This is a genomic window from Streptomyces sp. NPDC006476, from assembly GCF_040612015.1.
GTDB lineage: Bacteria > Actinomycetota > Actinomycetes > Streptomycetales > Streptomycetaceae > Streptomyces > Streptomyces griseorubiginosus_B.
Window position 1 is genome coordinate 51,304 of the sequence record NZ_JBEXPK010000043.1, and the last position, 11,887, is coordinate 63,190.

10 protein-coding genes and 1 tRNA gene are annotated in these 11,887 nt (G+C 70.0%); 3 read left to right on the forward strand and 8 right to left on the reverse strand.

Features of this window, described 5'->3' with window-relative positions; all coding sequences use genetic code 11:
- Positions 1-9: 9 nt before the first annotated feature.
- Positions 10-492 (forward strand): GNAT family N-acetyltransferase, encoded by a 483-nt coding sequence (locus ABZZ74_RS36070; RefSeq protein ID WP_356772304.1) that lies wholly within the window; start codon positions 10-12, stop codon positions 490-492.
- A 151-nt stretch (positions 493-643) separates the two neighbouring features.
- On the opposite strand, the gene ABZZ74_RS36075 is transcribed toward ABZZ74_RS36070, so the two are convergent.
- The 7 genes from ABZZ74_RS36075 to galU all read right to left on the reverse strand — a co-directional run bounded on the left by ABZZ74_RS36075 (position 644) and on the right by galU (position 6,302).
- Positions 644-717, reverse strand: a tRNA-Ala gene (locus tag ABZZ74_RS36075).
- A gap of 141 nt (positions 718-858) precedes the next feature.
- Positions 859-2,016 (reverse strand): gephyrin-like molybdotransferase receptor GlpR, encoded by a 1,158-nt coding sequence (gene glpR / locus ABZZ74_RS36080; RefSeq protein ID WP_356772306.1) that lies wholly within the window; start codon positions 2,014-2,016, stop codon positions 859-861.
- Between the two features lie 197 nt (positions 2,017-2,213).
- Positions 2,214-2,870, reverse strand: a complete 657-nt coding sequence (locus ABZZ74_RS36085; protein WP_356772308.1) for a GNAT family protein — start codon at positions 2,868-2,870, stop codon at positions 2,214-2,216.
- A 20-nt stretch (positions 2,871-2,890) separates the two neighbouring features.
- Positions 2,891-3,433, reverse strand: coding sequence for a MogA/MoaB family molybdenum cofactor biosynthesis protein (locus tag ABZZ74_RS36090; protein WP_356772310.1), 543 nt, complete (start codon positions 3,431-3,433; stop codon positions 2,891-2,893).
- A complete protein-coding gene (gene moaC / locus ABZZ74_RS36095) occupies positions 3,430-3,942 on the reverse strand; it encodes a cyclic pyranopterin monophosphate synthase MoaC (protein WP_133045849.1) in 513 nt (170 codons plus the stop codon). The genes ABZZ74_RS36090 and moaC overlap by 4 nt, the downstream gene beginning before the upstream one ends.
- Positions 3,943-4,071: 129 nt before the next feature.
- Positions 4,072-5,394 carry a gephyrin-like molybdotransferase Glp gene (gene glp / locus ABZZ74_RS36100; protein ID WP_356772313.1) on the reverse strand — a complete coding sequence of 441 codons (1,323 nt, stop codon included), beginning with the start codon at positions 5,392-5,394 and terminating at the stop codon, positions 4,072-4,074.
- Positions 5,395-5,399: 5 nt separating this feature from the next.
- On the reverse strand, positions 5,400-6,302 hold the full coding sequence (gene galU / locus ABZZ74_RS36105) for a UTP--glucose-1-phosphate uridylyltransferase GalU (protein WP_356772315.1): 903 nt from the start codon (positions 6,300-6,302) through the stop codon (positions 5,400-5,402).
- A 133-nt stretch (positions 6,303-6,435) separates the two neighbouring features.
- Here galU and ABZZ74_RS36110 point away from each other — a divergent pair, with 133 nt between their 5' ends.
- Positions 6,436-7,020 (forward strand): 5-formyltetrahydrofolate cyclo-ligase, encoded by a 585-nt coding sequence (locus ABZZ74_RS36110; RefSeq protein WP_356772317.1) that lies wholly within the window; start codon positions 6,436-6,438, stop codon positions 7,018-7,020.
- Between the two features lie 153 nt (positions 7,021-7,173).
- Here ABZZ74_RS36110 and ABZZ74_RS36115 read toward each other — a convergent pair whose 3' ends face one another.
- Entirely contained in the window at positions 7,174-9,978 is a 2,805-nt protein-coding gene (locus ABZZ74_RS36115) for a penicillin acylase family protein (RefSeq protein WP_356772319.1), read from the reverse strand.
- Between the two features lie 245 nt (positions 9,979-10,223).
- Between ABZZ74_RS36115 and ABZZ74_RS36120 the strand changes: the two genes are divergently transcribed.
- A complete protein-coding gene (locus ABZZ74_RS36120; RefSeq protein ID WP_356772321.1) occupies positions 10,224-11,753 on the forward strand; it encodes a potassium/proton antiporter in 1,530 nt (509 codons plus the stop codon).
- Positions 11,754-11,887: the final 134 nt, after the last annotated feature.

Below are 11,887 nucleotides of genomic sequence, written 5' to 3' on the forward strand. Positions count from 1 at the left end.
GTCCCCAGCATGAACATTCGCCGCGTCCCCTTCGACCACCCGGACGCCGTCAAGCTCAACGACGAGGTCCAGGCCGAGTACCACGTCCGCTACGGCGACGGTGGAGACGCCACCCCGCTCGACCCGTCCGACTTCGAGCCCCCGAACGGCGTCTACCTGATCGCGTACGACGAGTACGACAGCCCGGTCGCGACCGGCGGCTGGCGCGCGCAGGACGCCAACGGGGAGGGCAACCGCGACGGCGACGCCGAGCTCAAGCGCATGTTCGTGGTGGCCTCGGCCCGCGGCCGCGGCCTCGCCCGCCACATCCTGGCCGCCCTGGAGGAGGACGCGCGGGCGGCGGGACGCGCCCGGATGGTCCTGGAGACCGGCCTGAAGCAGCCGGAGGCCATCGCCCTGTACACGTCCAGTGGCTACGAGCCGTGCGAGAAGTTCGGCTACTACCGCTTCCACGAGAGCAGCCGCTGCTTCGCGAAGCCGCTGGGATCCTGAACCGTCCGTACCGGGAGCCGGCCGTCCCGCTCGGCTGACGCGCTGTCAGCCGGGCGTCGCGTCTGCAGGCGCACAACAAAGATCCCGCCCGATCTTCCGATCGGACGGGATCTCATCAACTGCCCCAGGTTTCCCTGACCAGTTGTTGCGGTGGACCTGAGGGGATTTGAACCCCTGGCCCCCTCGATGCGAACGAGGTGCGCTACCGGACTGCGCCACAGGCCCTTGCAACGAGTGAAACTCTAGCACCCCGATCCGCGTGCTTGGAAATCCGTTCCCGGGCGGGCGAGGAGGGCAGCGGCACAGGTGGGACGGGCGGGAGACCCGGCGCGGGTCGAGGGGCGACGACGGCTCGGGGGCCGCCGGCTACTCGTTGGCGGCCTTCGGCCGGTCCCCGTCCTCGTACTGGTCGAACAACGGCGTACGTCCCCGCTCCCGCGCCCGCCGAGCGGAGGCCGCTCGCCGGGCGTCACTGCGCCCGTCGTCCTCGGCCCTCTCCTCCGCGTCGGCCTCCGGCGCCTCCGAACCGTCCCGGCGCTCGGCCGTGGCGGCGTCCTGCGCCTCCTGGTCCCGGGCCACGGAACTCGACCGCGCCGAGCTCCAGGCGTCCGGCGCCCCGAGGTCCACGTCCGCGGTCGCCCGCGGAGCGACCGGCGCGGTCACGTACGTCGGCAACGGCACCGGTACCGGATCCCAGCTGTCCCCGTGCCCCGGCCGCCGCTGCCGCTCGCGCTGCTGGTCGACCCACTCGGCGTGGTCGGTCTGCTCGACGAGGGCGCGCCGGTCGGCGGCCAGCGCGGACAGCCCGGGGTCGGCCTCCGGCTCCGGGCCCTCCTCGGGCTCGTCGACCTGTGACTCGACGGTGGGGCGGCGGCGCGGTTGGCGGGCGCGTTCGCGCAGGTGCTGCGCGGCGGCCTCGGCCCGGCGCCGGTCCATCTGGAAGGCGAAGCGCCGGCGCTCCTGGGCGCGCAGGTAGGCGATGTACCCACTGAGCAGTACGGCGGGAACGCCGGGTGCCCACAGGAACGCGAGGCCTCCGACGGCGGCGACGATCGCGCCGAGTGTGAAGGCGAGGAAGAGCATCACGGTGGTGCGCCGACGGCGCGCGAGCACCTTCGTACGCCGGGCACGCGCGGCGGCGGCTTCCTGCGAGGGCGTGCGCCGTGCGCCAGGCGCGTCGGACTTGTCGCGCGCCGGTTGCGCACGCCCCGACGCCTGCGCCTGCACCTCCGCGCGCGCCTGCGGGCGCGTCGGAGGCATGGCGAAGGCCCGGACGTCCACCGAGTCGGTGATCCCGTCCGGAGCGTCCGCGCCGGGCTCCCCCTCTTCGGTGGAGCGCGCGCGCAGGTCCCTGGCGTACCGACGCTCCATGCCCGCTCGTCCGGACAGCAACCGGATGGCGGTGCTGAAGCGTTCCGTCGGACGGGCCTCGTTCAGCTCGTCCTGCCTACGGAGCCACATCGGCACCAAGTAGGCGGCCCAGGCCCCGACAATGACTGCGTAGATGAGGCCGCTGCTGCTCACGCCTCACACGGTAGAGGGGTTTGCGTGAGGCCATCTGCCAATTGGGCCGGTGTGTCGCACGATCTGGCTGATATTTCGAACTTTTTTTGTGACCGATGCGATCAGCCACCCGCAGAGGCCTCGAATTTAATGCTTCGAGACGGTCACCGTGCGATCAATTTCGAACAAGTATTCAATTACCTCGACACCTGCGGCGACTATGCGGGATTCCCCGGAGTGTTGTGGGCGTTCCGGGGGGTCGTGCGCGGCGCGTCCTGCGAGGCCCGCCGAGATGCTGCCCGCTTCCAACGGCTGAGCAACCCGTCCGGGACCTCTTCCGCGGTGAGCGCGAACACGAGATGGTCGCGCCAGGCTCCGTCGATGTGGAGATAACGCGGCCTGAGTCCCTCCTCGCGGAATCCGAGTTTCTCCACGACCCGCCGGCTCGGCCCGTTCTCGGGGCGAATGCAGACCTCGATGCGGTGCAGACCGACGGCCCGGAAACAGTGGTCCACGACCAGTGCCACGGACGTCGGCATGACTCCGCGGCCGGCCACCGCCTCGTCCACCCAGTAACCGATGTGCCCGGAACACATGGAGCCCCAGGTGATGCCGGCGACCGTCAACTGCCCGACGAGCCGCCCCTGGTACTCGATGACGAACGGCAGCATCCGGCCCGCGTTCGCTTCCGAGCGCAGGTGCCGGACCATCTGACGGTAGGTCGGCCGGTGCGCGATCGGGCCGCTGGGCGTGGGCGGCGGAATGGTCGCCTCCCAGGGGCGCAACCAATCCCGGTTGCGCCGGTTGACCTCGCGCCACGCCCGCTGGTCGCGCAGTTTTATCGGCCTCAGGACGATGTCGCCGTCCGTCAGCACGACGGGCCAGGATGGGCTGTTCAGCTCGCACCCCCACTGGTGGAGCCGGGTCTGGGGTGGTCGCCGCCGCGGATCTGGTCGACGGCGTGGACCAGCAGGGGTTCCAGGACGGCCAGCCCGTCCCGGACCCCGCCGGTGGAACCCGGCAGATTGACGATCAGCGTGCGCCCCGCGACCCCGGCCAGACCCCGGGAGAGCGCGGCGGTCGGCACCTTCTCCCGTCCGAACGCCCTGACGGCTTCCGCGATGCCCGGCACCTCGTAGTCGATCACCTTGCGCGTCGCCTCGGGAGTGCGGTCGGTGGGCGAGATGCCGGTGCCGCCGGTGGTCACGATCACGTCGTAGCCGGCGTCGGCCCCCGCACGCAGGGCAGCCTCCACGGGGTCGCCGTCGGGGACGATCCGCGGGCCGTCGACGGCGAACCCGAAGCCTTTGAGTCCCTCGGCGATCAGCGGGCCACCCTTGTCCTCGTAGACACCGGCGGCGGCGCGGTTGGAGGCCGTGACGACGAGCGCGCTGTACGGGGCGAGCAGCGCACCGCCGATCCCGGCATCGAGCGTCATGTCCGGCTCCAATGGCCCGACTTGCCGCCCGTCTTCTCCTCCACGCGCACGTCCGTGATGACCGCTCCCTTGTCGACCGCCTTGACCATGTCGATCACGGTGAGCGCGGCGACGGAGACGGCGGTGAGGGCCTCCATCTCGACGCCCGTGCGGTCCGTGGTCTTCACGGTGGCCCGGATCTCCACGGCGTCGTCCGCGACCGACAGATCCAGTTTCACACCCGACACCGACAGCGGATGGCACAGCGGGATGAGATCCGGGGTGCGCTTGGCGCCCATGATCCCGGCGATGCGCGCGGTGGCCAGGGCGTCTCCCTTGGGCACTCCCTCACCGCGCAGCAGTTCGATCACGCGTGGGGAGACGAGGACCCGGCCGCTGGCGCGGGCGGTGCGCGCGGTCACGTCCTTGCCGGACACGTCGACCATGCGGGCAGCGCCCGCCTCGTCGATGTGTGTCAGGCGGTCCTGCACAGACGGTCCGGGGGTCTCCCCCCGGGAAGGCACGGTCATGGTGTGTGACGCTCCCGGTCCGGGCCCCTCGCGGTGCGGCGCGTGGGCCTGCTGTGCGCGACACGGTACGCCAAGTCGGCGCGGGCGACGGAGCGGGACCGTCCCATGAGCGGCTCACGCGCGCGTGGGTCAACCGAGCAGCACGACCTCGACCTCGCTGCCCGGCTCGACGGACTCCACGTCCTCGGGTACGACGATCAGTGCGTCGGCGTGCGCGAGGGCCGCGACCAGGTGCGATCCGGCGCCGCCGACGGGGCTGACGGAGCCGTCGGCGTACGTGCCCCGCAGGAACTGTCTGCGGCCCTTCGGCGAGGTCAGCGCCTTGCCGGTGGTGAGAGTGGCCCTCGTGCGCGGCCGGTGGACGTCGTCGAGCCCCATCAGGGTGCGGATCGCGGGTCGGACGAACAGCTCGAAGGAGACGTACGACGAGACGGGGTTGCCCGGGAGGGCGAGCAGCGGGACGTGGTCGGGGCCGATGGTGCCGAAGCCCTGGGGTTTGCCGGGCTGCATGGCGAGCTTGCGGAACTCGATGCCGCCGCCCGCCTCGTCCTCGTCGCCGACGTACGACAGGGCTTCCTTGACGACGTCATACGCCCCGACGCTCACGCCACCCGTGGTGACCATGAGGTCGGCTCGCACGAGCTGGTCCTCGATGGTGGCGCGCAGGGTCTCGGCGTCGTCGGCGACGGCGCCCACGCGGTAGGCGATGGCGCCGGCGTCGCGGGCGGCGGCGGTGAGGGCGAAGCTGTTGGAGTCGTAGATCTGGCCGCTGCCCAGTTCCTCGTCGGGCTGGACGAGTTCGCTGCCGGTGGAGACGACGACCACGCGCGGGCGCGGGCGCACGCGAACCGTGCCGCGGCCGATGGCGGCGAGCAGGGCGATCTGCGGCGGCCCGAGGACGGTGCCGGCCTCGAGGGCCCGGTCCCCGGCCTTCACATCGCTGCCCTTGGCGCGCACGTGCGCGCGTGCGTCGGCCGACCGGTACACGTGCACGTGCCCCTCGGCGCCCTCGGGGCCGAGGCTGCGGGCGCGCATCCCGGCGACCGGGCCCTCGCCGAGGCCCCCGTCGGTCCACTCGACGGGGACGACGGTCTCGGCACCGGGTGGCAACGGGGCGCCGGTCATGATGCGGGCGGCCTGACCCGGCCCCACGTTGAGCAGGTCGGCCTGGCCCGCCGCGACGTCCCCGACGACGTCCAGCACCGCCGGGAACTCCTCGCTCGCGCCCGCGACATCCGCGACCCGTACCGCGTACCCGTCCATGGAGCTGTTGTCGAACGGCGGCAGCGACAGCGGCACCGTGACGTCCTCGACCAGGACGCAGCCCTGGGCGTCGAGGAGCTGCAGCTCGATGGGTTCCAGGGGGCGGACGGTGGTGAGGATGTCCTCCATGTGCTCGTCCACCGACCACAGGTGGTCCGGGCCGGTGGTGCGGGGCGCGGCGTTGCTCAACGTTGCTACATCTCCTCGGCTACGTAACTGCGAAGCCAGGTCCGGAAGTCCGGGCCCAGGTCTTCACGTTCGCACGCGAGTCTGACAATGGCACGCAGATAGTCACCGCGGTCGCCGGTGTCATAGCGGCGGCCCTTGAAGACCACGCCATGCACCGGGCCGCCGACCTTCTCGTCCTGCGCGAGCTGCTGGAGGGCGTCGGTGAGCTGGATCTCCCCGCCGCGGCCCGGCTCGGTCTTGCGCAGTATCTCGAAGATGTGCGGGTCGAGAACGTAGCGGCCGATGACCGCGTAGTTCGACGGGGCGTCGTCCGGGTCGGGCTTCTCGACCATTCCGGTCACCTTGACGACGTCGCCGTCCTCGGTGGTCTCCACGGCCGCGCATCCGTAGAGGTGGATCTGCTCCGGCGCGACCTCCATGAGCGCGATGACGCTGCCGCCGTGCCGCTCCTGCACCTCGACCATGCGTGCGAGCAGGGGGTCGCGCGGGTCGATGAGGTCGTCGCCGAGCAGGACGGCGAAGGGTTCGTCGCCCACGTGCGGAGCGGCGCACAGCACGGCGTGACCCAGCCCCTTGGGGTCGCCCTGCCGCACGTAGTGCATGGTGGCCAGGTCGCTGGAGGCCTGGACCTTGGCGAGACGGCCGGCGTCGCCCTTCTTCTGGAGGGCCGACTCCAACTCGTAGTTGCGGTCGAAGTGGTCCTCGAGCGGGCGCTTGTTGCGGCCGGTGACCATGAGGACGTCGTCGAGACCCGCGGCCACGGCTTCCTCGACCACGTACTGGATCGCGGGCTTGTCGACGACCGGCAGCATCTCCTTGGGAGTGGCCTTGGTGGCCGGCAGGAACCGGGTGCCGAGGCCGGCTGCGGGAATGACAGCCTTGGTGATCCTGGGGTGGGACTGAGTCATGCCCGCAACCTTATCCGGTGCCTTTGCGGGGAATCCGCGGCTCCGGTTAATTAGCTCTCATATGAGCAGATTGGAAGGATACGGGGTGCGATCAGTGAGTCACGCCGGACGTGCGGCCGAGCCTGACAAGCGAATGTTTCGGCGAGAGTTCCTCGCGGTGAGAAACAGATTGACGGCGGATGACGTGCGAGAGGCCGCCGAGGCGCTCGCCGGCCGCGCCCTCGAGCTGCCCGAACTGGCGCGGGCGCGCACGGTGGCGGCGTACGTCTCCGTGGGGAGTGAGCCCGGCACCCTCGCGCTCCTGGACGCGCTGCGCGCGCGGGGCGTGCGGGTCCTGCTCCCGGCGCTTCTGCCGGACAACGACCTGGACTGGGGCGCGTACACCGGCGAGGGCTCCCTGGCGCGTGTCCAACACGGAGGAAAGATGGCCCTCTTCGAGCCGACCGGCGAGCATCTCGGCCCGGACGCCGTGGCCGGAGCCGACGTGGTGCTGTTGCCGGGGCTCGCGGTCGATGCGCGCGGGGTGCGGCTGGGGCGCGGCGGGGGGTCGTACGACCGCGTCCTCGCACGTCTGGAGGGCGCGGACGCACGTCCGGCACTGGTGGTGCTGCTGTACGACTCGGAGGTCGTTGAGCGCGTTCCGTCCGAGGCGCACGACCGGCCGGTGCACGCCGTCGTGACACCGTCGGGCGTACGCCGCTTCCCCAGCGGCGCGTGAACCGGGGAGGGGCGCGAGCCGATCATCACGCGCCCTGCGCTCGCCGATACGCCCCGCGCCCAAGCAGCGCCTCGCGCCCCGCTGCCGTGGAAAGGGGTCCTCCACGCGTGCGTGGAGGACCCCTTTCCGTGACTCACGGCCGGAGGCTCGGCCTCATGGCTTCAGCACCAGCGTGTCGCTCGTGTTCTTGTCGACGGCCCTGTCGGAGAAGTTCCAGTCGAGGAGTTCGCCGTCGGCCCACTTGCCGGTCTGGTCGGTGTAGTGGGCGCTGAAGGCGTGCCCGGAGGCTCCGGTGAGGTTGATCCACTTCGACTTGTCGAGGTCGTCGAGGTTGACCACCATGCGCATCGACGGAACCCACACCACGCCGTATCCGCCGGCCGCGTTCCAGCCGGTGGCATTGACCGTCGCCTCGCCGCCGCTGAGCTTCCAGGGGCCGCGGTTGAGGATGTACTGCAGGAAACCGGGGCCGTCGGTGCCGAGGGTCTGGTTCTTCAGGAACAGGCGGTGCAGCCGGCCCCAGCTCCAGGTGTCGATGTCCTTGCCCAGCTTGGCGGTGAGCTCCCAGCGGGCGTCGATCAAGGCGCGCTTGAACAGGTCGTCGCGGTTGTTCTGCGCCCCTGGCCGGGTGAGCGACTTGGGCGTGGTCCACCAATCGCTCTTCGGGTCGTTCATCAGGTTGCGCACGACCTCGAACCAGCGGTCGCCGCCGTCCGGCTGCGCCTGGTCGGCGTCGCGCTGGCCGCACTCGCGGACCTTGTTGGTCGCGTCCGCTGGGCCGGTGGTGTTGACCGGGTCGACCCACAGGCACTGGCCCTTGACGCGCAGTTCCTTGGGCAGCTTGTTGCCGAACGCCAGCTTGAGGATGTTGCGCCAGACGGCGTTGAAGTAGGCGGCCGCGGCCGAGTCGGCGTCCTGGGTGTAGTCCCAGCCTTCTAGCAGCTGCTGCGCCTCGCGGACGTTCTTGTCACTGATGTCGATCTTCAGCAGTTTGGGCACGAGCAGCTTGGCGATCTCGCTGCTGTTGTCGAGCTGCATCTGGCGCATGTCGTCCGTGGAGACCTTGCCGCCGTCCTTGATCTTCGACTCGATCAGGTCGGTGATGCGCTGACTGCGGGTGCCGTACCCCCAGTCCGTGGTGAGCGTGTAGGGGTACTTGTCCGGGTCGACCACCGCCTGGTTGGCGGTGACGATGTAGCCGCGCCTCGGGTTGTACTCGTACGGCAGCGCCTTCTTGGGGATGAACCCGGTCCACTTGTAGCTGGAGTCCCAGCCCGGCGCGGGGATCGAGCCGTCGTCCTTCTTCGCGCGCGTGGGGATCTTTCCGGGCAGCGTGTAGCCGATGTTGTCCTTGTCGGCGTAGACCAGGTTCTGCGACGGCACGTCGAACAGGGCGGCGGCGGAACGGAAGGCGCTCCAGTTCGACGCCTTGTCCATGGCGAAGACGGCGTCCATGGAGGTGCCCGGGTCCAGCGCGGTCCAGCGCAACGCGACGCCGTAGCCGTCGCCGCGGTCGGGGGCGGCGGTGTCGACGGTGGCCTTCCTGCCGACCTTGACGAGCTCATCGTCCCGGTCGGACAGCAGCGGCATGCCGTCGGCGGTCTGGCGGACGATGATCTTCTTGGAGGCGCCGTCGGCGACCTTGATGGTCTCCGTGCGGGTCTTGAAGGGCTTCACCGTGCCGTCGTAGAGGTAGCCGTCGCCGGCGAGCTTCTCCAGGTAGAGGTCGGTGACGTCGACGCCGGAGTTGGTCATGCCCCAGGCGATGTTCTGGTTGTGGCCGATGACCACGCCGGGCATGCCCGCGAAGGTGTAACCGGTGACGTCGTACTGGCACTTGCTGGAGACGGTCCGACAGTGCAGGCCCATCTGGTACCAGACGGACGGCAGCGAGGCCGACAGGTGCGGGTCGTTGGCGAGCAGGGGGTGGCCGGTGATGGTGTGATCCCCGGAGACCACCCACGAGTTGGATCCGATGCCCTGGCCGTTCACGCCCACGGCGGCGGGAACGCCGTCCAGGACCTTGTAGAGGCCCGAAAGCTGGCTCTGCAGCGCCGAGGACGCCGTCGAGGCGGAAACGCCCGTAGAGCCGCTCGTGGAGATTCCGCTCGTGGAGGTTCCGCCGGTCGACGTCCCGCTGGTGGACGTTCCGCTGGTGGACGAGCTGCCGTTCTGTTCGAACGCCTTGGTGAGGTCGTTGTACTGGCCCTCCTGGACGATCGCCTTGTTGCGGCTGTACGGGTAGTCCGGGTACAGGTCGGCGATCTGCTTGGGGCCGAGGCGGCTGGTCATCAGGGCGCGGTCGATCTCGTCCTGCATGTTGCCGCGCAGGTCCCAGGCCATCGCCTTCAGCCACGAGACCGAGTCGACCGGGGTCCACTTCTCCGGCTTGTAGTCGTTGGTGAAGCCCAGGGCCGCGTACTCGAGGGAGATGTCCTTGCCGTCCTTGCCCTGCAGGTAGGCATTGACTCCCTTGGCGTAGGCCCGGAGATACTTCTTGGTGGAGGCCGACAGCTTGGTGTCGTACTCCTGCTGGGCCACCCGGTCCCAGCCCAGGGTGCGCAGGAACTCGTCGTTCTTGACCTGGCTCTTGCCGAACATCTCCGAAAGGCGCCCGGCGGTCATGTGTCGGCGTACATCCATCTCGTAGAACCGGTCCTGCGCCTGGACGTAGCCCTGCGCCATGAACAGATCCTCGTCCGAGGAGGCATAGATCTGCGGGATGCCGTAACTGTCGCGCTTGACATCGACGGGTCCTGACAGACCGTCGAGTGCTATCGAACCCGTCGTCTGCGGGAAGGACGCGCGGACGGTGCTGATGGACCAGTACGCCCCGTAGGCAACGCCCGCAATGAGGGCCAAGACCAGTACCAGCACGATGAGTCGGGCTTTGCGCCCCTTCTTCCTGCCGGACTTGCCGGGCTTGTCACCCGTTGTGGCGGTGATGTTGGGGGGCATCGCTGTCCTTGCTGTCCTAACGCGAGCGGCAGGCGGGCTGTGACTTTGAATGAGCGCTGGAGCAACCATAGGCGCAGGGCCCCGAGCCCCTTGACGCGGTGTCGGGAACGAGCGCGAGCGGGCGTTCGATCTTGCCTCGCGGAGCGTCAAGAAATCGTCAAGAGTTAGGTAAGGTAACGAAGTACTTGGATGCGGAGTCCCACGACCTCGTGTCCCATGTACGTGAGCTCCCGCGCGAGACGCGTGTGAGCCAGGGAAGGGAACGGCCGCTGACTGTCCACCACCTCAACCAGCTTCTGCTCGTCTGCTCGCTCGTCCTGCTCGTCGCCGTGGCAGCGGTCCGGATCTCCTCGCGCAGCGGGCTCCCCAGCCTGCTCGTTTACCTGGCGATCGGGATCCTCATGGGCCAGGACGGCATCGGCGACATCCGCTTCGACAACGCCGAACTCACCCAGGTCATCGGATACGCGGCCCTCGTCGTGATCCTGGCCGAGGGCGGTCTCGGCACGAAGTGGAAGGAGGTCCGGCCGGTCCTGCCCGCCGCCTCCGCGCTGGCGCTGGCCGGAGTCGCGGTGAGCGTCGGGGTCACGGCCACGGCCGCGCACTACCTGGTCGGGCTGGAGTGGCGGCAGGCTCTCATCATCGGCGCGGTCGTCTCCTCGACGGACGCGGCGGCGGTCTTCTCGGTGCTGCGGAGAATTCCCCTCCCCGCGCGCGTGACGGGCACGCTGGAGGCCGAGTCCGGCTTCAACGACGCTCCCGTGGTCATCCTGGTGGTGGCGTTCTCCGCGGCCGGCCCGGTCGAGCACTGGTACGTGCTGCTGGGCGAAATAGCTCTCGAACTCGCCATCGGTGCGGCCATCGGTCTCGCGGTGGGCTGGCTCGGCTCCTGGGGGCTGCGGCACGTGGCGCTGCCTGCCTCCGGCCTCTACCCGATCGCCGTCATGGCGATCGCGGTGACGGCGTACGCCGGGGGCGCTCTGGCACACGGCAGCGGCTTCCTGGGGGTCTACCTCGCCTCGATGATGATGGGCAACGCGAAGCTGCCGCACTGGCCCGCCACGCGCGGGTTCGCCGACGGGCTCGGCTGGATCGCCCAGATCGGCATGTTCGTCCTGCTCGGCCTGCTGGTCACTCCGCACGACCTCGGGGACGACGTCGTGCCCGCCCTCGTCATCGGCCTGGCGCTGACCATGGTCGCGCGTCCGCTGAGCGTCGTGCTGTGCCTGCTGCCGTTCCGGGTGCCATGGCAGGAGCAGACGCTGATGTCGTGGGCCGGGCTGCGCGGGGCGGTGCCCATCATCCTGGCGACGATCCCGATGGTGCAGGGCGTGGACTCCAGCCGCCGCATCTTCAACATCGTCTTCGTCCTCGTCGCCGTCTACACACTCGTCCAGGGGCCGACCCTGCCCTGGCTGGCCCGCAAGCTGAACCTCGGCGAGGGCGGCGAGGCGGCGGACCTCGGCATCGAGTCGGCCCCGCTGGAGCGACTGCGCGGACACCTGCTGTCCGTGGCGATCCCCGAGGGCTCGAAGATGCACGGCGTCGAGGTCAACGAGCTGCGACTGCCGGCCGGCGCCGCCGTCACGCTCGTCGTCCGCGAAGGAAAATCGTTTGTTCCGATGCCGACGACGGTGCTGCGGCGCGGCGACGAACTGCTGGTCGTCGCCACCGATCCGGTGCGCGACGCCGCGGAGCGGCGGCTGCGCGCCGTGGGCCACGGCGGCAAGCTGGCCGGGTGGCTGGGGACGAACGGGGCGGGCGCGGGGCGCTGAACTCGCACTGTCGCGCCGCGCACGGCACGTCGCACCGGGCCGTTAAGGGCGTGTTTCGTACGGTTCACAACGGCGCCAATCGCAGGTGAACGCGCGCGTGGTGCTCGTTTTCACAGGCGCACAAGCCGTTGATC

Excerpts from the sequence above, each read along its gene's own strand:
- moaC (WP_133045849.1), bottom strand. The coding sequence starts at position 3,942 with ATGACCGTGCCTTCCCGGGGGGAGACCCCCGGACCGTCTGTGCAGGAC.
- ABZZ74_RS36070 (WP_356772304.1), top strand. The coding sequence starts at position 10 with ATGAACATTCGCCGCGTCCCCTTCGACCACCCGGACGCCGTCAAGCTC.
- ABZZ74_RS36110 (WP_356772317.1), top strand. The coding sequence starts at position 6,436 with ATGTTTCGGCGAGAGTTCCTCGCGGTGAGAAACAGATTGACGGCGGAT.
- galU (WP_356772315.1), bottom strand. The coding sequence starts at position 6,302 with ATGACTCAGTCCCACCCCAGGATCACCAAGGCTGTCATTCCCGCAGCC.
- ABZZ74_RS36090 (WP_356772310.1), bottom strand. The coding sequence starts at position 3,433 with ATGACGCTCGATGCCGGGATCGGCGGTGCGCTGCTCGCCCCGTACAGC.
- ABZZ74_RS36115 (WP_356772319.1), bottom strand. The coding sequence starts at position 9,978 with ATGCCCCCCAACATCACCGCCACAACGGGTGACAAGCCCGGCAAGTCC.